The 19,183-nt window shown below is 66.5% G+C and carries 21 protein-coding genes; 7 read left to right on the forward strand and 14 right to left on the reverse strand.

Annotated elements, in window-relative coordinates:
- Nucleotides 1-12 precede the first annotated feature (12 nt).
- The 6 genes from L1080_RS24355 to L1080_RS24380 all read right to left on the reverse strand — a co-directional run bounded on the left by L1080_RS24355 (nucleotide 13) and on the right by L1080_RS24380 (nucleotide 6,057).
- Nucleotides 13-762, reverse strand: coding sequence for a 3-oxoacyl-ACP reductase family protein (locus L1080_RS24355; RefSeq protein ID WP_250765992.1), 750 nt, complete (start codon nucleotides 760-762; stop codon nucleotides 13-15).
- A 2-nt stretch (nucleotides 763-764) separates the two neighbouring features.
- On the reverse strand, nucleotides 765-1,271 hold the full coding sequence (locus L1080_RS24360) for a cupin domain-containing protein (protein WP_109325877.1): 507 nt from the start codon (nucleotides 1,269-1,271) through the stop codon (nucleotides 765-767).
- A 14-nt stretch (nucleotides 1,272-1,285) separates the two neighbouring features.
- Nucleotides 1,286-2,068 carry an alpha/beta fold hydrolase gene (locus L1080_RS24365; protein ID WP_250765994.1) on the reverse strand — a complete coding sequence of 261 codons (783 nt, stop codon included), beginning with the start codon at nucleotides 2,066-2,068 and terminating at the stop codon, nucleotides 1,286-1,288.
- Nucleotides 2,065-2,994, reverse strand: coding sequence for a VOC family protein (locus L1080_RS24370; RefSeq protein WP_109325875.1), 930 nt, complete (start codon nucleotides 2,992-2,994; stop codon nucleotides 2,065-2,067). The genes L1080_RS24365 and L1080_RS24370 overlap by 4 nt, the downstream gene beginning before the upstream one ends.
- Before the next feature lie 175 nt (nucleotides 2,995-3,169).
- Nucleotides 3,170-4,678 carry an aldehyde dehydrogenase gene (locus L1080_RS24375; protein ID WP_250765995.1) on the reverse strand — a complete coding sequence of 503 codons (1,509 nt, stop codon included), beginning with the start codon at nucleotides 4,676-4,678 and terminating at the stop codon, nucleotides 3,170-3,172.
- Nucleotides 4,675-6,057 (reverse strand): MFS transporter, encoded by a 1,383-nt coding sequence (locus tag L1080_RS24380; protein WP_308202102.1) that lies wholly within the window; start codon nucleotides 6,055-6,057, stop codon nucleotides 4,675-4,677. Before L1080_RS24380 ends, L1080_RS24375 begins: the two co-directional genes overlap by 4 nt.
- Nucleotides 6,058-6,300: 243 nt before the next feature.
- On the opposite strand from L1080_RS24380, the gene L1080_RS24385 reads away from it, so the two are divergent.
- A complete protein-coding gene (locus tag L1080_RS24385; RefSeq protein WP_250766000.1) occupies nucleotides 6,301-7,449 on the forward strand; it encodes a zinc-dependent alcohol dehydrogenase in 1,149 nt (382 codons plus the stop codon).
- A 20-nt stretch (nucleotides 7,450-7,469) separates the two neighbouring features.
- Nucleotides 7,470-8,087 (forward strand): hypothetical protein, encoded by a 618-nt coding sequence (locus L1080_RS24390; protein ID WP_250766002.1) that lies wholly within the window; start codon nucleotides 7,470-7,472, stop codon nucleotides 8,085-8,087.
- On the opposite strand, the gene L1080_RS24395 is transcribed toward L1080_RS24390, so the two are convergent.
- Together L1080_RS24395 and L1080_RS24400 are read right to left on the reverse strand one after the other, a co-directional pair.
- Nucleotides 8,049-8,588, reverse strand: a complete 540-nt coding sequence (locus L1080_RS24395) for an MOSC domain-containing protein (protein ID WP_250766004.1) — start codon at nucleotides 8,586-8,588, stop codon at nucleotides 8,049-8,051. The two genes, L1080_RS24390 and L1080_RS24395, sit on opposite strands and share 39 nt — an antisense overlap.
- Nucleotides 8,589-8,610: 22 nt before the next feature.
- Nucleotides 8,611-9,060 (reverse strand): DoxX family protein, encoded by a 450-nt coding sequence (locus tag L1080_RS24400; protein WP_208962998.1) that lies wholly within the window; start codon nucleotides 9,058-9,060, stop codon nucleotides 8,611-8,613.
- Between the two features lie 133 nt (nucleotides 9,061-9,193).
- Here L1080_RS24400 and L1080_RS24405 point away from each other — a divergent pair, with 133 nt between their 5' ends.
- Genes L1080_RS24405 through L1080_RS24415 form a run of 3 tightly spaced genes read left to right on the forward strand, consistent with a single transcriptional unit; the run spans nucleotide 9,194 to nucleotide 11,336 of the window.
- The gene (locus L1080_RS24405; protein WP_159918699.1) at nucleotides 9,194-9,901 is read left to right on the forward strand and encodes an SOS response-associated peptidase; all 708 of its coding nucleotides are present in this window, start codon (nucleotides 9,194-9,196) and stop codon (nucleotides 9,899-9,901) included.
- A 46-nt stretch (nucleotides 9,902-9,947) separates the two neighbouring features.
- On the forward strand, nucleotides 9,948-10,352 hold the full coding sequence (locus L1080_RS24410) for a nuclear transport factor 2 family protein (RefSeq protein WP_250766007.1): 405 nt from the start codon (nucleotides 9,948-9,950) through the stop codon (nucleotides 10,350-10,352).
- Nucleotides 10,353-10,376: 24 nt separating this feature from the next.
- Entirely contained in the window at nucleotides 10,377-11,336 is a 960-nt protein-coding gene (locus L1080_RS24415) for an NAD(P)H-dependent flavin oxidoreductase (RefSeq protein WP_250766008.1), read from the forward strand.
- A 68-nt stretch (nucleotides 11,337-11,404) separates the two neighbouring features.
- Here the strand turns inward: L1080_RS24415 and L1080_RS24420 are convergent, their stop codons facing one another.
- From L1080_RS24420 to L1080_RS24445, 6 genes are all read right to left on the reverse strand, one after another.
- Nucleotides 11,405-12,556 carry an acyl-CoA dehydrogenase family protein gene (locus tag L1080_RS24420; RefSeq protein ID WP_159918696.1) on the reverse strand — a complete coding sequence of 384 codons (1,152 nt, stop codon included), beginning with the start codon at nucleotides 12,554-12,556 and terminating at the stop codon, nucleotides 11,405-11,407.
- A gap of 21 nt (nucleotides 12,557-12,577) precedes the next feature.
- Entirely contained in the window at nucleotides 12,578-13,561 is a 984-nt protein-coding gene (locus L1080_RS24425) for an NAD(P)H-dependent flavin oxidoreductase (RefSeq protein WP_250766010.1), read from the reverse strand.
- Nucleotides 13,562-13,584: 23 nt separating this feature from the next.
- On the reverse strand, nucleotides 13,585-14,187 hold the full coding sequence (locus L1080_RS24430; protein WP_159926775.1) for a TetR/AcrR family transcriptional regulator: 603 nt from the start codon (nucleotides 14,185-14,187) through the stop codon (nucleotides 13,585-13,587).
- Nucleotides 14,188-14,240: 53 nt separating this feature from the next.
- Complete coding sequence (locus L1080_RS24435) at nucleotides 14,241-15,002, reverse strand: 3-hydroxyacyl-CoA dehydrogenase (RefSeq protein WP_159918694.1); 762 nt, start codon at nucleotides 15,000-15,002, stop codon at nucleotides 14,241-14,243.
- A gap of 42 nt (nucleotides 15,003-15,044) precedes the next feature.
- Nucleotides 15,045-16,238: a thiolase family protein gene (locus tag L1080_RS24440; RefSeq protein ID WP_250766012.1), complete on the reverse strand. Its 1,194-nt coding sequence runs from the start codon at nucleotides 16,236-16,238 to the stop codon at nucleotides 15,045-15,047.
- A 139-nt stretch (nucleotides 16,239-16,377) separates the two neighbouring features.
- Nucleotides 16,378-17,178, reverse strand: a complete 801-nt coding sequence (locus L1080_RS24445) for a crotonase/enoyl-CoA hydratase family protein (protein WP_250766013.1) — start codon at nucleotides 17,176-17,178, stop codon at nucleotides 16,378-16,380.
- A 149-nt stretch (nucleotides 17,179-17,327) separates the two neighbouring features.
- Between L1080_RS24445 and L1080_RS24450 the strand changes: the two genes are divergently transcribed.
- Both L1080_RS24450 and L1080_RS24455 read left to right on the forward strand, forming a co-directional pair.
- Nucleotides 17,328-18,317, forward strand: coding sequence for an NADPH:quinone oxidoreductase family protein (locus L1080_RS24450; RefSeq protein ID WP_250766024.1), 990 nt, complete (start codon nucleotides 17,328-17,330; stop codon nucleotides 18,315-18,317).
- The gene (locus tag L1080_RS24455; RefSeq protein WP_250766026.1) at nucleotides 18,314-19,099 is read left to right on the forward strand and encodes an enoyl-CoA hydratase; all 786 of its coding nucleotides are present in this window, start codon (nucleotides 18,314-18,316) and stop codon (nucleotides 19,097-19,099) included. Before L1080_RS24450 ends, L1080_RS24455 begins: the two co-directional genes overlap by 4 nt.
- Nucleotides 19,100-19,183: the final 84 nt, after the last annotated feature.

Consider the following 19,183-nt stretch of genomic DNA (forward strand, 5'->3'; position numbering starts at 1 on the left):
TGGTCCCCTTCTCTAGTGCAGGACGAATCCGCCGTTGACGACGAGTTGCTGACCGGTGATGTACGACGCCTCGGGCCCCATCAGGAACGCGACGGCACCGACCAGATCGGACGGCTGCTGCGGCCGCTCGAGTGCCCGGTTGAGCCGGTACAGCTCGTGCCGGTGTTCCGGAACCTTCTGCGCCGATTCGCTTTCGGTCAGACCGGGCGAGACGGTGTTGACGGTGATGCCGTGCGGGCCGAGGTCGCGTGACATGGCCCGGGTGAGAGCGGCCACCCCACCCTTGGAGGCGATATAGTGCGCGAGACGGGGTGAGCCGTACAAGGCGGCGTCGGAGCCGATGGTGACGACTCGTCCGCCTCCGTTCCCGATGATGGCGGGAATGATCGCCCTGCTCACGAGGAAGGTGCCGCGCAGGTTGACGCCCAGCACCTTGTCCCACTCGTCGATATCGAGTTCGTGAATCGGCTTGCCGCCCACTCCATCCGCGAGGGCCGCGTTGTTGACGAGCCCGTACAGAGGGCCACCGGAGGTGACGGTGGCCGCCATCGCGGAGACGGATTCGGCGTCGCGCAGATCGACGTGAACGAACTGTGCCTTCACGCCGTCGGCGCGCAGGCTCTCCACCGCCGACTCTCCCCAGTCCTCGCGAATGTCGGCGAGCCACAGGTCGGCGCCGTCCTCACCGAGCCGGCGGGCGATGGCCAGACCGAGGCCGCGCCCGGCACCGGTGACGACGATGGATTTCCCGTCGAGATTCACGATCAGTCCCGTGTCACACCGTGCATGGCCGACGTCTCGGGGTACGTCGGGATCTGCGGCTTCTGCGCGCCGATGATGACGCAGAACAGGGCGTCCTTGTCGCCGTTGTTCTTCAGGCTGCGCGGAACCCCGGCCGGGACGACGATCATGTCGCGGTAACCGAGGGTGCGCTTCTCCACCTTGCCGTCGCGGTGAACACCGACCTCCACCTCACCCTCGAGGACGAAGAAAGCCTCTTCGGCGTCGTGGTGGGTGTGCTCGGGGCCCTCGGCGCCGGGGGGAAGGAGCATGTTGGAGAAGGTGAATCCGCGCGACGGGATGGTCCGGTTGTCGTTGTCGTGGTTCCCGGTGGCTCCGGAACCGACGTAGCGGATCTGTGCGCGCTTGAACTGGTCACCGGCCTTGGCCTGGAACCCGAGGGTGTCCCAGTCCTCGTGGCGGGAGCCACGGGTCAGGATCAGCGAATCGGTGAATTCCTTCAGGTCGGCGGTGCCGTAGTCGAGTGTCATGTCGTGCTCCTTCTCTAGAGGTGGTTGCGTAGGCGTTCGGTGATGAAAATGAAGGATTCGACCCAGGCGTTGAACGCGTCCGGTCGCTCCTGGTTCGCGAGATGTCCTCCGCCCCTGACGGTCACGAAGACGGCGCCCGGAATACCGCCGGCCAGCACCTGGCTCGCAGGAATTCCCGTCACGGTGTCCTCGTCTCCACTCAGGACCAGTGTCGGGATGTCGATCTTCGCGAGATCGGCGGTGTGATCGGTGGCTGCCATGGAGTCGGCGGCGTACCCGTAGCCGGGGAGCCGGATCGACGCGGCCATGATCGCCGTGGCCTTCGCTGTCAGTTCGGCGCCGGCCGTTCCGGACACCAGGCGTGGGGCACGTTCCGCCGCAAAGGCTTCGGCGCCTTGCTGAGCGAGCGTTGCAGCCCGGGTCCGCATCCGGCCGGCAGCCTCGTCGTCGGCCCCCGAACCTACGGTCGAGCTGCCGAGCAGGAGGCTGCGCACGAGGTCGGGATGACGCAGGGCCATGCGGGTCGCGATCACCCCGCCCCACGACATGCCCAGGACGTGCGCTCCGGCGTCACCGCAGCGGTCGCGGATCACGTCGGCCGCTGCGTCGGCGTAGTCGTCGAGGTCGAACGGACGGCCCGGGTCCTCACTGCGGCCGTACCCGGGAGCGTCCCAGGCGAGCAGTCGCAGCGAGTCCGACAGTTCGTCGAACTGCGGCGCGAAACTGTCTGCACTGCCACCGATGCCGTGCAGCATCAGCAGTGCGGGGCCGGAACCGGATTCGACGACGTGCGTCACGACGCCCGCCCGAGGTCGAACCGCTCGAACGCGCCGGGGTCGGGGATACCGGCCATGTGATCGCGGACCTGCTTGGACGGCGGGCCCGCGGTGCCCCACAGGTCGGAGAGTTCCGGCACCCGTCGCCACACCTTGCAGAGCCACCGGTCCTCGTCGACCTGCGCGATGCCGGAGGTGTACTCGCACACCAGCCCCGCCGGGTCGGCGAAGTACGAGAAGGTGTTGTCGCCGGGGCCATGCTTGCCGGGACCCCACAGCGGCACGGTGCCGTGGTGCCGGAGCCGCCCGATGCCGCGCATGAAGTGGTCGACGGTGGGCATCTCGTAGGCGACGTGATTCACCGACGTCCACTCGGCCTGATTGAACGCGATGCTGTGATGGTCGGTGTTGCAGCGAAGGAACGCCATCTGGTGCTCGGACCAGTCGGAGACCCGCATGCCCAGGACGTCGCAGTAGAACTTCACCGCGGCATCGATGTCGACGGTGTTGAGGACCACGTGGGTGACGCCCACCGGGACGGCGTCCTCCCGGCCGAGCTTCGGGACCGCCAGCGCATCGGCGAGCAGTTCGACGACGCGACCCTCGGGGTCGACGAGGCTCACACCGTATCCACCACCGAGGTCGTCGACGGGGCCCGGCCCGCTGACGATCGGCACACCCCAGGACTCGAGCCGGCGGGCGGCCTCGTCGACCTCTGCGGGTGTGGCGACTGCGAAGGTGATGCGGCCGAGGCCGTTCCGCTCGGCCTGGGTGAGCTGCAGCGCGTGGTGGTGCTCACCGGTTCCCCGCAGCCAGGCGCCGGTCGCGCCCTGATCGACAACGCGAAGGCCCCAGACCTCCGAATAGAACTCGGTGGATTCCGTGCTGGCCTGCGTCCGCAGCTCCACGGAGCGCAGGCACCGCAGCCGGGCTATGGGTTGATTCATCGCGTGCCTCCAGTTGCTTAGGTCTCAATATCTTAGCGCTAAAGTATTAGGGCGTACAGAGCTGGCGGGAGATTTTTCTGTAGGCCCTATCTACGAGCGGGTCGCTCAATCAGCCCACGAGCAAGCTTCAGTCAGCCCACGAGCGGGTCGCTCAGTTTGCCCACGAGCGGGTCGCTCAATCAGCCCACGGGTTGGGTTCTTCGTCGAGGCCCCAGTAGATGCTCTTCTGCCGCGAGTAGGCGGCGATACCGCTGCGCCCCTTCTCGACTCCCAGCCCGCTTTCCTTGACGCCGCCGAACGGCGTGGAGATGCTGAACTGTTTGTAGGTGTTGATCCACACGGTCCCGGCTTGTAGTCGGCGGGCGAGTTTCCAGGCCCGGCGATAGTCGCCGGTCCAGATTCCCGACGCCAGCCCGAACACCGAGTCGTTCGCCTGCTCGACGAGGTCGGCCTCGCCGTCGAACGGCAGGACCACCAGCACCGGCCCGAAGATCTCCTCCTGGCACGTGCGTGACGTGTTGGGGAGCCCGTCGATGATCGTCGGCAGGTAGTACGCGCCGTCACGGAGCCGTTCGTCGTCGGGGATCGCCCCGCCGCACAGCACCCGTCCGCCCTCTTCGCGAGCGAGGTCGACGTATGCGGCGACGCTGTCGCGGTGCTTGCGGTGGACCATCGGCCCCACCTGGGTGTCGGGGTCGCGGCCGGGACCGAGTCGCAGTCGCTGCGTCTTGGCCACCAGTTTCGCGAGGAACTCCTCGTAGATCCGGCGGTCGACGAACAACCGAGACCCGGCGATGCAGCTCTGCCCGGTCGACGAGAAGATCCCGTACATCACCCCGTTGACGGCCGCGTCGATGTCGGCGTCGTCCAGCACGATGGTCGGCGACTTACCGCCCAGCTCGAGCGATACGGGCATCAACTTCTCGGCCGCGGCATGGGCGATGGCGCGGCCGGTGTTGGTGCCGCCGGTGAACGTCACTTTCCCGATACCGGGGTGGTGGACGATCGCGTCACCGACCACCGAGCCCTTGCCCGGGAGCACCGACAGCAGTCCGGCGGGCAGACCGCTGTCGTCGAGGATTCGAGCCAGTTCCAGCGACACCAGCGGTGTCCACTCGGCGGGCTTGAGGACGACGGCGTTGCCCGCGGCGAGGGCGGGCGCGATCTTCTGGGCGTCGCTGGCCACCGGCGAGTTCCAGGGTGCGATGGCACCGATCACGCCGATGGGTTCGTGAACGCTCATCGTGAGGTAGTTGCCCCGCGGCGTGGTCAGGTCTTCGTCGGCGGTCTCGAGGACCGCAGCGAAGTACCGGAACGTACCCGCGGCACTGCCGACCAGCGCAGTAGTTTCCGCGACGGTCTTGCCCGTGTTGTAGCTCTGCAACAGTGCCAGCCGGGATGTGTTCGCCTCGATCGCGTCGGCGATGCGGTGTAGGAACTTCGCCCGCTGATGCGGCAGCAGGCTGCGCCAGGCCGGGTCCTCGGCGGCGGCGCGACCCCGACGGACCGCCTCGTCGACGTCGGTGGTCGTGGCCTGGTGCACGACCTGCAGGACCTCGCCGGTGGACGGGTCGGTGACCTCGAAGGCCGGCCCGGTCCCCTGCCGCCAGGTTCCGGCGACGAAGATGCGATCGGCGATCGGCGCGAACGGTAGCGTCGCCTCACGGAAGTCGAGAGCGGTCACTGTGAAATCTCCTCGAGGGTCTTCTCGCGGGTTTCGACGGCGAAGAAGCCGACCACGAGGGCACCGATCAGGGCGACGACCGCGAACATTCCGAAGACCATGGTGAGGGAGCCGCCGCCGCCGAGGATGCCGCCGACGACCAGCGGTCCGACGATGATGCCGAGGCGACCGCTCGCGCCGCCGATGGCGCAGCCGATGGCCCGCATCCGGGTGGGATACAGCTCGGCGGTGTAGACGTACAGCGCCATGTTGACGGCGAAGACGAACAGGGCGGATCCGGCGGACCAGAACAGCACCTTGGTTGCGGTGTCCGCACCGGTCGCGGCCAGCAGGAACAGCAGCGACGAGCACAGGACCATCGATGCGGTGATGCAGATGCGGCGTCCGAGGTTGTCGATGAGGAACGCGACGAGGACACAGCCGAGCAGACCGGCGACGCTGGTGACGATGCTGTAGTGCAGCGCCGTGTCGACGCTGACGTCGAACGCGGAGTGGTAGAGCGACGGCAGCCAGGAGGCGATGCCGTAGTTGACGAAGTAGGCGCATCCCCAGATCGCGGCGAGCATCAGCGTGCGGCGCAGGTAGACGCCCTGGAAGGCTTCGATGAACCGGCCGCGGCGGACGTCGACCGCGACAGCGGGCAGCGGTTGCGGGGTAGGCAGAGTCTTGCCGTACTTGTCGGTGATCTCACGTTCGATCTGCGTCATCGCCTTGTTCGCGTCTTCGAAGCGTCCGCGGGAAGCCAGCCAGCGCGGCGATTCGGGGAGTTTCCACAGCAACGGCAGCAGAAGGATGGGCAGCGCGCCGAGGGCGAACAGGATCTTGTAGCCGAAGTTCGGCACCACCCAGGCCGACACGACGGCCGACATGACGAGGCCGACAGGGAAGATGACCTCGTAGAGGAGGACGAAGCGTCCACGTTTGTGGGCCTTGGTGATCTCCCCGATGTAGCTTGCGGCCACCGGGACTTCGGCGCCGAGGCCGATACCCTGCACGAATCGGAAGACGAGGAACAGCATCAGGCTGTCGGTGAACGCCATCCCGAGACTCATCACCGCATACAGGGCGAGTGAGGCGATGATGACGTTGAGACGTCCGACGCGGTCGGCGAACCAGCCGCCGGCGAGTGCGCCGACCAGCATGCCGATACCGCCGATCGCAATGACCCAGGCGATCGAGGACGGAGTGAGGTTCCACTTGGGAGTGAGAACGGGAAGCGAGTAGGCGATCATCAGCTGGTCGAAGCCGTCGAAGAACGTGACAGCTCCGACGATGACGCGCGCCTTGACGTGCCACCTGCTCATGGGCAGGCGTTCGAGTCGGGCGCTGATCATCTCAGCTGTGGCAGCCATGGCGGGCGATACCGTCGTCATGAGCATCCTCAGGGTTGTGTCGAGGCATTTACTTAAGCCCTCAAAGGCTTACCGCTAAGATGTAATCTCACGCACAAGACATCCGTCAACCCTTGACTTTAGAAGAAACATGTTGTTCACATCCATTCACCCACCGTGAACGCTGGGCCGCCCCGCCGCGCCACGTCCGTGTTTTGTTCGGGCCGACTCGGGTACTTGCTCCCGCTGTCGGGGTCTCAACAAGGTTATCGGCGCGGACGAGGAGGCGTGATGCGAGCGATGGTGTATCGGGGGCCGTACAAGGTCCGCGTCGAAGAAAAGGCAGTCCCGCCCATCGAGCACCCCAACGACGCGATCGTGCGGGTGGCATTGGCGGCGATCTGCGGATCGGACCTGCATCTGTACCACGGCATGATGCCCGACACCCGGGTCGGCATGACGTTCGGCCACGAGTTCATCGGCGTCGTCGAGGAGGTCGGCCCGTCGGTACAGAACCTGCAGCGCGGCGACCGGGTGATGGTCCCGTTCAACGTGTACTGCGGTTCGTGTTACTTCTGCGCACGCGGCCTCTACTCGAACTGTCACAACGTGAACCCGAACGCCACCGCCGTGGGCGGCATCTACGGGTACTCCCACACGTGCGGTGGCTACGACGGTGGACAAGCGGAGTTCGTGCGCGTGCCGTTCGCCGACGTGGGCCCCGCCAAAATCCCCGAATGGATGGACGACGAGGACGCGCTACTCCTCACCGACGCCCTCGCCACCGGCTACTTCGGTGCACAACTCGGCGACATCGTCGAAGGCGACACCGTCGTGGTGTTCGGAGCCGGGCCGGTCGGGCTGTACGCGGCCAAGTCGTCGTGGCTCATGGGTGCCGGGCGAGTGATCGTGATCGATAACCTCGAATACCGACTGGAGAAGGCTCGCACGTTCACACACGCCGAGACCTACAACTTCGCCGACTACGCCGACATCGTGGTCCACTTGAAGAAGATCACCGACCATCTCGGGGCCGATGTGGCCATCGACGCCGTCGGCGCCGAGGCCGACGGCAACTTCCTTCAACACGTCACGGCCGCCAAGTTCAAGCTGCAGGGCGGTTCCCCGATTGCCCTCAACTGGGCGATCGATTCCGTCAGGAAGGGTGGGACGGTTTCCGTGATGGGCGCCTACGGTCCAATGTTCAGTGCCGTCAAGTTCGGTGATGCGCTGAACAAGGGACTGACGCTTCGCATGAACCAGTGCCCCGTGAAACGCCAGTGGCCCCGCCTGTTCGAGCACATTCGCAACGGTTATCTGAAGCCCAACGATATTGTCACGCATCGCATTCCGCTCGAGCATATCGCCGACGCCTACCACATCTTCTCGGCCAAGCTCGACAACTGCATCAAACCGGTCATCGTGCCGAACGCCGGCTGATCGACGAGGAGGACCCGATCATGGCCTATACAGCCGAGACGCCGAAGCGTCCACTGACAAGCGACGAACTACGCGCGCGCATTCCGGGATGGTGTGCGGACCTCGACCCCAAGGACCGGCCCGCGGTACCGAAGGAGCGTTTCGACCCCGGCGCGACGGGCGCCCACTGGGATTTCCCGGAATGCCAGGAGGAGAAGTGGCCGCGTGAGCGGTCGATCGAACACCAATTCCTCACACCCGTATTCGGCACCTCGTGTCCTCCCAAGGGCCTCTCCGGCGCCATGCGGAAATTCGCGTTCCGATACAGCGAGGGCCGGTCCGCGCACTGGCTCATCCTGCTGGCCGCCGACCGGGTCGATGCTCTGGAGAGCCATCTGGTCTCGTTCGCGACCCTGCATCCCGACAACCCCATCACCCAGACGGGTATTCGCAGCGAGCTTTCCCATCACGGTGTGTCGTCCCGACTCGGGAAGAAACGCGTCGACCTGAACCACCAGTGGATGGACCCGTTCATCGTCGCGGCCCCCTGGGTACTGTCCGCAGCCGGCGTCGCCTACGCCGTGACGGGCGCCCTGCAGAATGTCCGGCGACGCTCGAGGTCACACGGGCACGAGTGGCCGGTGCGGCTCAGGCGGTAACTCGAGGGAAATAGCGTCACCGGGCCGGACGTCGCCGCCTTCGAGGACGATCGACATGATGCCCGACTTGCGGACAATCGCGCCGTTCACGTCCCGGTCCACCGTGTGCGACAGGAGACCTGCGCGGAACGCCTCGATCTGCTTGCACGGATTCCTCAGACCCGTCACCTCAACGACCGCCCGCGCGCCCAGGTGAAGACGAGTTCCTGTCGGCAACGCGAGCAGGTCGATACCGCGGGTGGTGATGTTCTCGCCCAGCTGACCGGCCTGGACCTCGAAGCCGAGGGAGTTCAACTCGTCGAGAAACTCGGCGCGCATGAGGTGCACCTGCCGCAGATTCGGCTGCGTCGGATCACGCCGCATCCGGTAACGGTGTCGGACGGTGACGCCCTGGTGAGCGTCACCGTCCACACCGAGTCCGGCGAGCAGGTGGACGGCGCTCTCGTTCGACTTGCTGAACGCGTGCCTGCCACTCCGGCTCACGGCCGTGATCGTTCCCACGCACTCCGACCCTACCGAGTCCTCAACGCCGGATCGGCATGATCGTGCGGACCCCGGCGTCGCGCAGCCACAGCCCGCCCCACACGAAGATGCCGACGTAGACGGGGAACAGGATGGTGCTGAACAGCGGTTGCTCGGTGAGCATGTTGGTCGCCACCGCGCCGCCGAGGTAGCCGGTCAGGAGGACGGCACCGAGGATGCTCGTCGCCGGAACCAGGTACAGCACGAGGCACACCAACATCACGATTCCGATCACGACGGCAATGTTCTCGTCGAAACCGAGTTCGGCCATCGCGTCGCGGACGGACTGAATGTTCGCGATGTGGATGATCGCGTCGAAAAGCAGAAATGCGGTGACCAGACCGGTGATGATCAGTCCGGCGATCCTCGCCTTCCGCCCGACCGGTGCCGCGTTCTCGGCAGAACCGAGCGGTCCGGCGGTCTTTGCGGTGGAATGTGGTGTCGAGGTCATGGCGATCTCCGAAGGTAGAAGGTGACGGGGCGGGGAGCGTGTTCCGTTCCCTCGAAAAGACAGACTGCCGGGCCGAGGAAAACTCATCGCGGCTCGCGGACCGGGGCGAGAACCCGAGCGAGGAGACCGAAAAGTGTGCGGACGGTACGCCAGCACCACCACGGACAAGGAACTGCGGTCCATCTTCGAGGTCGCCGAGATCGTCGGTGAGGAGCTGGGTCCGTCCTACAACGTCGCTCCCACCCAGCAGGTCCGGGTCGTGCTGGAACGCCCGCCGCGTGCAGAACCCGACGCCGACCCCGTCCGTCAGCTCCGGACGGCGAAGTGGGGACTGGTGCCACCGTGGGCGAAGGACGTGAAGATCGGCAACAAACTCATCAACGCCAGATCCGAGTCGATCACGGAGAAGCCCGCATTTCGGAAGGCCGCCGCCCGACGGCGTTGCATCATTCCCGCCGACGGTTACTACGAGTGGTTGAAGCGGGACGACGGCACCAAGATCCCGTACTTTCTGCACGGCGACGGGGTGCTGGCGATGGCCGGCCTCTACGAACTGTGGCCCGACCCCTCCCTTCCGGAGGACGACCCGAACAGGTGGCTCTGGACCACCACGGTGCTCACCACCCAGGCCACCGACGTCCTCGGCCACATTCACGACCGTTCACCGGTGGTGCTGCCACCGAGCTTCCAGGAACACTGGCTCGACCCCACCCTGACCGAGCGCGAACAGGTCGATGCCCTGATCGCGTCGATTCCCGAGCCCCGTCTCGAGCCGTACGAGGTGAGTACCGCCGTCAACTCCCCGCGCAACAACGGACCCGAACTGCTCGAGCCCGTGTGACAGATCTGTCCTAGCGCTCGTTCAGTCGGCGTGTCATGCTGGCCGGATGAACGCCGAACTCCCAGTGGCCCCGCGCGTCGTCACCCGCTGGCACCAGGTGGTCGACGACCACGACCTGGGCGCCCTCGACGCCCTGATTGCGGAAGACGCGGTGTTCTCCTCCCCCGCCGTGTTCACACCGCAAGAAGGAAAAGCCACGGTCCTCGCGTACCTGCGCGCGGCACTCACGGTGTTCACCGGCACCGGCTTCCACTACCGCGAGGAGTGGTACGGCGACCGCTCCGCCGTCCTCGAGTTCGCCACCGAACTCGACGGCGTCCATGTGCACGGCGTCGACATAGTGCACTGGAATGACAACGACCAGATCACGTCGTTCACGGTGATGGTCCGTCCGGTGAAAGGTCTGCAAGCGCTCATTCCGCTGATGGCCGCCCAGCTCTCCCAGTCCTAGAAACCCGCACAGCAAGGAGCTTTCATGAGTCTGCCCACCATTCTCCGAGACCGGTTGCGCCTGCCCGTCGTGGCCTCGCCGATGTTCATCGTGTCCGGTCCCGACCTGGTGATCGCCCAGTGCACCTCGGGTGTGGTCGGCTCTTTCCCGTCCCTCAACGCCCGGCCGCAGCCGGTACTGCGCGAATGGCTCACCCGCATCACCGAAGAGCTGGCCAAGCACGACGCCAACAACCCGGAGTCGCCGTCCGCGCCCTTCGCGGTGAACCTGATCGTCCACAAGAGCAACGACCGGCTCGACGAGGATCTGGCCACCGTCGTCGAGTTCGAGGTCCCGATCGTCATCACCTCCCTCGGCGCCCGCACCGACGTCAACGACGCCGTCCATTCCTACGGCGGCATCGTTCTGCACGACGTCATCAACAACAGGTTCGCGAAGAAGGCCGTCGAGAAGGGTGCCGACGGCCTGATCGCCGTCGCCGCGGGTGCGGGCGGACACGCAGGCACCCAGTCACCGTTCGCGTTGCTGCAGGAAATCCGCGAATGGTTCGACGGCCCCGTGTTGCTGTCCGGCTCGATCGCCCACGGACGTTCGGTACTCGCCGCACAGGCCGCCGGCGCCGACCTCGCCTACATCGGGTCCGCATTCATCGCCACCGAAGAGGCCAACGCCGACGCCCCCTACAAGCAGATGATCGTCGACTCCACGGCCTCGGACATCGTCTACTCCAACCTCTTCACCGGCGTGCACGGAAACTACCTGCGCGGCAGCATCGAGGCGGCCGGATACGATCCCGCAACCCTCCCGGTGTCGGATGCCGGCGCAATGGATTTCGGTACCAACGAAAAGTCGGAGTCCAAGGCGTGGCGCGACATCTGGGGTGCCGGTCAGGGAATCGGCGCGGTAGACGCAGTCGTCCCGGCGGCCGAGGTCGTCGAGCGGCTCACTCGGGAGTACGCCGACGCGAAGTCCCGCCTGCTCTAGGCGCTCCGCGCCCGTGCGCCTTTCTGGTTGTTCCTGCTACCAAAAAGGCGCACAGGCGGCGGAGCCGCCTACTGTGACGCGATATCGCGCCCGATGATTTCCTTCATGATCTCGGTGGTTCCGCCGTAGATCGTCTGGATACGGCTGTCGACGTACGCGCGGCCGATGGGGTACTCCATCATGTAGCCGTAGCCGCCGTGCAGTTGGACGCAGCGGTCGACCACTCGCTTCTGTAGTTCACTGGCCCACCACTTGCCCTTGGACGCGTCGACGGCAGTGAGTTCGTCTGCGTTCAAGGCGAGTACGCAGCGGTCGATGTGCGATTCGGTCACCTCGATCTCGGTGAGCATCTCCGCCAGCGCGAACCGGGTGTTCTGCAGATCGCCGATCAGCTTGCCGAACGCCTTCCGCTCGAACACGTAGTCCCTGGTCCACTGGTATGCCGCCTTCGCCGCGGCGATCGCGTTGACCGCGATCGAAATACGTTCGAGTGGCAGGTTTTCCATGAGATGGACGAATCCGCGCCCCTCGGTGCCGAGCAGATTGGTCGCGGGCACCCGCACGTCCTCGAACACGAGCTCCGCCGTGTCCTGACCGGCCAAGCCGACCTTGTGCAGTTTGCGACCACGACCGAAGCCGGGCATGCCCCGCTCGACGACGAAGAGCGAGAACCCCTTGGAACCGGCGTTCGGGTCGGTGCGGGCGACGACGATGACGAGGTCGGAGTGGATGCCGTTGGTGATGAACGTCTTCTGGCCGTTGATCACCCACTCGTCGCCGTCCCGCACCGCGGTGGTCTTCACGCCCTGCAGGTCGCTGCCGGCGCCGGGCTCGGTCATCGCGATCGCGCCGATCAGCTCACCCGCCGCCATGCCGGGCAGCCACCGCTGCTTCTGCTCGTCGGTGCCGAGGTTCACGATGTACGGGATGACGATGTCGTCGTGCACGCTCAGGCCCGAACCGAATGATGTCGTCGCGGTGCGTGCGATTTCCTCGGCGACGACGTACCGGAACCGGTAGTCGGTGACGCCGGCGCCGCCGAACTCCTCCGGCGCACCGAGTCCGACGAGCCCGGACTTTCCGGCCGCAAGCCACGCCGATCGGTCGATCAGCTTGTCGGACTCCCACCGTTCGTAGTGGGGCTCGATCTCCCGGGCGAGGAACTCGCGCACGGTCTCCCGATACGCCTCGTGATCCTTCTCGAAGATAGTGCGCTGCATGGTCTCTCTCCTAGAATTCGGTCACACACCGACGGAAACCGACAGGCCCGCGAGACGTTCCGCGATCAGTGCTTCCGCCTCGCGGACGATGCGTTCGACGAGTTCACCGGCAGTGGGGATGTCGTGGATGATGCCCTGGACGGTGCCGACGGTCCAGATACCCGCGTCGGTGTCGCCGTTCTCGAACACGGTGCGCCCGCGGGCACCGGCGACCAACTCACGAACGTCCTCGAACTTGCCGCCCCGATCGAGGATCTCCACGACCTCACGGCTCACGGTGTTGCTCGCGACACGCGCAGTGTTACGCAGCGGCCGGAAGATCAACTCGGTGTCGGTCTCCTTGCCCGCGACGATCGCTTCCTTGATGTTCTGGTGGATCGGGGATTCGGCGGTGCACATGAAGCGGGTACCCATGTTGATTCCGTCGGCGCCGAGGGCGAGTGCCGCGACCAATCCACGCGCGTCCGCGAACCCGCCCGACGCGACCATCGGGATGGTGATCTGTTCCGCGGCGGCCGCGATGAGCACCAGCCCGGGAATGTCGTCCTCACCGGGGTGGCCGGCACATTCGAAGCCGTCGATGCTGATGCCGTCGACGCCGGTGTCCTGGGCCTTGATCGCGTGCCGCACGCTGGTGCACTTGTGCAGCACCTTCACGCCCGCGGCGTGGAAGTCGGGTAGATGGGGGGCGGGGTTGGAACCGGCCGTCTCGACGATCTTGATTCCGGATTCGATGATCACCTGCCGGTACTCCTCGTACGGCGGCGGCGTGATCGCCGGCAGAATCGTCAGGTTCACACCGAAGGGCTGGTCGGTGAGCTCGCGGGTGCGAGCGATCTCCTTGGCGAGGTCCTCCGGAGTGGGCTGGGTCAGCGCGGTGAGCAGGCCCAGCGCACCGGCATTGGCGACGGCGGCGACGAGTTCGGCGCGGCCGACCCACTGCATGCCGCCTTGCACGATCGGATGGCGGACGCCGAAGGTTTCGGTAAACGCTGTGGAAAGCATGGGACGGCTCCTCTGGGAAACGGTCAGTGGGCGGGTCGGTAGCCGACGGTGTGGAGAGCGATGTCGACGTAACGCTCGGCGACCTGCTCGGGGGTCAGTGCCCCACCGAGCTGGTACCACCGCGGAATCGACTGGAACATCCCGAGGAGAGCGCGCACGGTCTCCGCTACGTTGGTGGCCGAGAACGCACCTACGGCAACACCCTCGGACACCACGTCGATCACCATGAGCTCGAGGCGTTTTCGCGTGGCCGCGTACCGACTACGGCTGTCCACGGAGACGTGCCGCAACTCGGTGTCGAGGCCGACGTGCCGCACCCGGTTCGTCATGTACAGGACGATCGCCTCGACGACGTTGGAGAATTGCGCGACCACATCGTCGCCGGCCTCGCGGGCGGCTGCCTCGGCGCGGTCGTTGAGTTCGCGCATCTGCAGTTCGAACAGTGCCACGAGAACGGCTTCCTTGCTCTCGTGGTGGTAGTACAGGGCCGGGACGGTCACCCCGACACGACGGGCGATTTGCCGCACCGTCGTGCCGTGGTAACCGTTCTCGTTGAACAACTCCAGTGCCTGCTCGAGGATGGGCGTCAGCGGCAGGGCCTCGAAGGTCCGCCAGTCGGCGAACATCGGCTCCGTGGTGATTGTCCCGTTCTCGCGCAGCTGGGTCACGGGGTTGCCGATCAGCGCGGTGCCATGCGGATGGCGCCGTCGAGACGGATGGTCTCACCGTTGAGCATGGGGTTGGACACGATGTGCGCGGCCAGTGCGCCGTACTCGGACGGGTCACCCAGACGCGACGGGTGCGGCACCTGGCCGCCGAGGGACTGCTGCGCGGCCTCGGGGAGGGAACCGAGCAGCGGGGTCTTGAACAGGCCCGGTGCGATGGTGTTGACGCGGATCAGCAGCGAGGCGAGGTCGCGGGCGATCGGCAGGGTCATGCCGACGACGCCGCCCTTCGATGCGGAGTACGCGGCCTGACCGATCTGGCCCTCGTAGGCGGCGACGGAGGCGGTGTTGATGATGACACCACGCTCGCCGTCGATCGGCTCGTTCTTCGAGATGCGCTCGGCAGCAAGCCGGATCACGTTGAACGTGCCGATCAGGTTGACGGTGACGATCTTGGTGAAATCGGCCAGCGGGAACGCGCCGTTCTTGCTGACGGTCTTGATGGCGTTGCCGATGCCGGCGCAGTTGACGGCCACCCGCAGCGGGCCGAGGGACTCCGCGACGTCGAGGGCAGCGGACACGTCGGCCTCGCTGGTGACATCGCCCGCAGCGAAGCGGACGCGGTCGCCGAGTTCCTTGGCGACGGTCTCACCGTTGGAGGAGGGCAGGTCGACGATGACGACGCTGGCGCCGTCGGCGAGCAGGGCCTTGGTGGTAGCGAGGCCGAGGCCGGATGCGCCGCCGGTGACGAGAGCAACGCTGTCGTTGACGATCATGTTGTGCCTTTCGAAATTTCTGGGGTTGTCAGGAGACGGTGATCAGATGCGTTCGATAATGGTGGCGTTGGCCATGCCCGCGCCCTCACACATCGTCTGCAGGCCGTAGCGTCCGCCGGTTGCCTCGAGCTGGTTGACCAGCGTGCCGAGCAGGCGGGTGCCCGAGGAGCCGAGCGCGTGGCCGAGGGCGATGGCACCGCCGCGCGGGTTCAGCTTGGCCGGGTCGGCACCGAACTCGTGCGCCCAGGCCAGCGGCACCGGCGCGAAGGCCTCGTTGACCTCGTAGGCGTCGATGTCGTCGATGCTCAGCCCCGACTTCGCGAGGATCTTCTTCGTCGCCGGGATCGGGGCGGTGAGCATGAAGACCGGGTCGTCGCCGGCAACGGAGAACGAGTGGAACCGCGCCCGCGGCGTCAGGCCCAGCTTGGCGGCCATCTCTTCACTCATGATGAGTGCACCGGACGCACCGTCGGTCAGCGGGGACGAGTTGCCCGGGGTGATGTGCCACTGCGCCTCGGGGAACCGGGCCGCGTACTTTTCGGAGTAGAAGGACGACTTCAGCCCGGACAGGCCCTCCGCGGTGGTCGAGGCGCGCACGGTCTCGTCGACGAGGTGCGTCACCGTCTCACCGGCCGCGTTGGTCACCTCGATCGGCAGGATTTCCGTGTCGAACAACCCCTTCGCGGCGGCCTCGGCGGCACGGCGATGCGACTCGGCCGAGTAGGCATCGAGGGTGTCGCGGTCGAACTTCCACTTGGCGGCGATCAGTTCGGCCGAGATGCCCTGGTTGACCAGGCCCTCGGGGTACCGGGCCGCGATGCCCGGGCCGGACGCATCCTGCCCGAGGGTCGTCGTGCCCATCGGCACGCGGGACATCGACTCGACACCCGCGGCGATCACGATGTCGTAGGCGCCGGCGATGACGCCCTGCGCGGCGAAGTGCGCCGCCTGCTGGCTCGAGCCGCACTGGCGGTCGATGGTGGTGGCCGGGACCGAATCGGGGAAGCCGGCCGACAGCACCGCGGTACGCGAAATGTTGAGAGCCTGCTCGCCGGCCTGACCGACGCAGCCGCCGATCACGTCGTCGACCTGCGCGGGGTCGATGCCGTTGCGCTCGACGAGGCTGCGCAGCACGTGCGCGAGGAGTTCGACCGGGTGGGTGCCGGACAGGGCGCCGCCCGGCTTGCCCTTACCGGAGGCGAGGCGGACGACGTCCACGATGACAGCGTTGGTCATGAGAGTTCCCTTTCGAGGAGGAGGAAAAGTGGTTGCGGCCCGGTGTCCGGGGTCGACAGAACACCGGGCCGAGTTCTTGTGCCGTGAGTACTTGTTAACCGCCCGCGGTTAATAAGTACTCACAGGCCCGAAGGGCCCCTCAGCGGCCCTGCCACACCGGCTGGCGTTTCTCGGCGAACGCGGTGGGCCCTTCCTTGGCGTCCGCGCTGGAGAACACGACGGCGAGCGCGGCGTTGTTCGCCTCCCACGCCCGGTCGCCCCAGTCGTCTTCGGTGGCGGTCCGGTGGATCATCGCCTTCGATTCGCGCACCGACAGCGGCGCGTTCGCGGCGATCTGCTCGGCGAGTTCGAGCGCGACGTCGAGGGCGGTGCCGGCCGGGGCGACCCGGTTGACCAGACCCAATTCCTTGCCCTGCGCCGCGGTGATCGGCTCGCCGGTGAGCGCGATCTCCAGCGCGACCTTCTTCGGAATCTGCTGCTGCAGACGGATCACTCCGCCCGCGGCCGCGAACAATCCTCGCTTGACCTCGGGCAACCCGAGGGCCGCCCCTTCATCGACGACCGCGAGGTCGCTGGCGAGCACCAGTTCGGTGCCACCGCCCAGGGCGAACCCGTTGACCGCGGCGATGGTCGGCTTGCTGATCCAGTGCTGCGCGTATCCGGCGAATCCCCACTCCGGATGCCCCTCCGCGGAGATGGCCTTACCGACGGAGAGTTCCTTCAGGTCGGCGCCCGCACAGAACGCGCGACCGGACCCGGTGATCACGACGACCCGCACCTCGGGGTCGTTCTCGGCCTGCTCGAGCAGATTGCCCACCGCGGTCGACAATGCACCGTTCACCGCGTTGAGCGCCTTGGGGCGGTTCAGCGTGATGATGCCGATGCCTCCACGCCGCTCCCACAATGCGGCTGCCTCCGTCGTCTCCGTCATTTCCGGCACGTCACACCCTTCGACTCACGCATGATTACTGATCGCTCGTTAAAGTTAGTACCACGACGACCGGGCACGGTCAATGGCCAGCTTTACCTAGCGCACGTTAAGTTGCGTCTGGTATGGATAGTCCAGGGACCGACGGAGGAGATCACCACGTGTATGCCCAGCAACTGACTGCCCAATCCGGACCGAGCGGTGTCCGGCTCGCCGAGATCGACGAACCCGACGGATCCGGTCTCGTCGTCGTCGATATGCACGCCGCCGGGGTGGCCTTTCCCGACCTGTTGCAGACCACGGGCAGCTACCAGGTGGTGCGCGACCTTCCGTGCGTGCTCGGTGTCGAGGGCGCCGGAGTGGTACGAGACGCTCCGGAAGACAGCGGTTTTCACGCCGGACAACGGGTGGCGGTACTCGCCTCCGGCGGCGCGTGGCAGCAGACCGTGGCCGTGGAACCTCACTCCGTGTTTCCGTTGCCCGACTCGGTGTCGCTCGAAGCCGGCGCCGGTTTTCTCCTGAACTACCTCACCGTGCACTTCGCCCTGGACGAGCGCGCGCGGTTCCGCGCCGGCGAAACGGTTCTGGTCCATGGCGCCGCCGGGGGTGTCGGGGTGGCCGCACTCCAGGTGGCGGCCGCTCTGGGACTCGAGACGATCGCCGTGGTCAGCACCGAGGAGAAGGCCGGCATCGCGAAGGCCCACCGCGCCGACCACGTCGTCCTCCTCGACGGGTGGAAAGACCGGGTCCGGGAGATCACCGGCGGCCGCGGAGTCGACATCATCCTCGACCCGGTGGGCGGCGACCGGTTCACCGACAGTCTGCGCAGCCTCGCACCCAACGGGCGACTCGTGGTCCTCGGCTTCACCGGCGGCGAGATCCCCACGGTCAAGGTCAATCGCCTTCTTCTCCGAAACATCTCGGTCCTCGGGGCCGGGTGGGCCGAGTACGTGCGCACCGATCCCGGCTACACGAAGCGGCAGTGGGCCGCCCTGGAACCGCTGCTCGAATCCGGTGCACTGCAGATCACCGAACCCACCATCTATGCGTTCGAACACGCTGCCGACGCCCTGCGCGCCCTCGAAACCCGCTCGGCCGCAGGCAAAATCGCGCTGTCCCTCCTCCCCCACGACACCGAAGGACCCTCATGACTTCCGACCTACCCGGTGTGGACACGACCGTCGACCACGGCGTCCTCCGCATCACGCTCGACCGGCCCTCCCGCATGAATGCCGTCACCACCGAAACACTCGACGCCGTTGCGGACGCGTTGGAAAAATTCTCGGGTGACGCCGAGGTGCGGGTCGCCGTACTCACCGGGGCCGGCCGGGCGTTCTGCACGGGCGCCGACCTGACGACGAGTACCGACGTGTCGGGCCCGCCGTCGACCGCTACGATCGACGCCGCCAATCGCGTCGTCGCCGCGCTCCGGGCGTTCCCCTGTCCCGTGATCGGCGCCGTCAACGGTCCCGCAGCCGGTGTCGGTGTCTCCCTCGCGCTGGCCTGCGATCTCGTTGTCGCTACCGAATCGAGTTACTTCCTGCTGGCATTCACGAAGTTGGGTCTGATGCCGGACGGAGGCGCCACCGCTCTCGTCGCCGCATCGATCGGCCGAGCCCGTGCCATGAAAATGGCCCTACTGGCCGAGCGTCTTCCGGCGAGGGACGCCCTCGACGCCGGTTTGATCTCGGACGTCTATTCCGACGACGAGTTCGCCGCCTCGGTGGATGCCCTCACCCGACGTCTCGCCGACGGACCGCCGGAGGCCTTCCACCTCACCAAAGACGCGGTCAACGATGCCACGCTGACCGAACTCGACAGCGCCTGTGCCCGCGAGCGCATGGGACAGGAAGTGCTGCTCGCCGCGCCCGACTTCGCGGAAGGCGTTGCGGCATTCCGGGAGAAGCGGCCGGCAGTGTTCGGCCGGGTCTGAGGAGCTCCGAGACGGTCGGCGGCCGGCCCTCGCCCACAGTGCGGATCAGGAATTCGATCTGGTCGGCCACCACCTTCTCGAAGA

The organism is Rhodococcus sp. MSC1_016 (assembly GCF_023667485.2).
Taxonomy (GTDB): domain Bacteria; phylum Actinomycetota; class Actinomycetes; order Mycobacteriales; family Mycobacteriaceae; genus Rhodococcus_F; species Rhodococcus_F oxybenzonivorans.

What these genes read in the sequence shown, in the direction of transcription:
- L1080_RS24360 (WP_109325877.1), bottom strand. Translation starts at nt 1,271, where the DNA reads ATGACACTCGACTACGGCACCGCCGACCTGAAGGAATTCACCGATTCG.
- L1080_RS24370 (WP_109325875.1), bottom strand. Translation starts at nt 2,994, where the DNA reads ATGAATCAACCCATAGCCCGGCTGCGGTGCCTGCGCTCCGTGGAGCTG.
- L1080_RS24380 (WP_308202102.1), bottom strand. Translation starts at nt 6,057, where the DNA reads ATGCTCATGACGACGGTATCGCCCGCCATGGCTGCCACAGCTGAGATG.
- L1080_RS24385 (WP_250766000.1), top strand. Translation starts at nt 6,301, where the DNA reads ATGCGAGCGATGGTGTATCGGGGGCCGTACAAGGTCCGCGTCGAAGAA.
- L1080_RS24390 (WP_250766002.1), top strand. Translation starts at nt 7,470, where the DNA reads ATGGCCTATACAGCCGAGACGCCGAAGCGTCCACTGACAAGCGACGAA.
- L1080_RS24400 (WP_208962998.1), bottom strand. Translation starts at nt 9,060, where the DNA reads ATGACCTCGACACCACATTCCACCGCAAAGACCGCCGGACCGCTCGGT.
- L1080_RS24410 (WP_250766007.1), top strand. Translation starts at nt 9,948, where the DNA reads ATGAACGCCGAACTCCCAGTGGCCCCGCGCGTCGTCACCCGCTGGCAC.
- L1080_RS24415 (WP_250766008.1), top strand. Translation starts at nt 10,377, where the DNA reads ATGAGTCTGCCCACCATTCTCCGAGACCGGTTGCGCCTGCCCGTCGTG.
- L1080_RS24420 (WP_159918696.1), bottom strand. Translation starts at nt 12,556, where the DNA reads ATGCAGCGCACTATCTTCGAGAAGGATCACGAGGCGTATCGGGAGACC.
- L1080_RS24425 (WP_250766010.1), bottom strand. Translation starts at nt 13,561, where the DNA reads ATGCTTTCCACAGCGTTTACCGAAACCTTCGGCGTCCGCCATCCGATC.
- L1080_RS24430 (WP_159926775.1), bottom strand. Translation starts at nt 14,187, where the DNA reads ATGTTCGCCGACTGGCGGACCTTCGAGGCCCTGCCGCTGACGCCCATC.
- L1080_RS24435 (WP_159918694.1), bottom strand. Translation starts at nt 15,002, where the DNA reads ATGATCGTCAACGACAGCGTTGCTCTCGTCACCGGCGGCGCATCCGGC.
- L1080_RS24440 (WP_250766012.1), bottom strand. Translation starts at nt 16,238, where the DNA reads ATGACCAACGCTGTCATCGTGGACGTCGTCCGCCTCGCCTCCGGTAAG.
- L1080_RS24455 (WP_250766026.1), top strand. Translation starts at nt 18,314, where the DNA reads ATGACTTCCGACCTACCCGGTGTGGACACGACCGTCGACCACGGCGTC.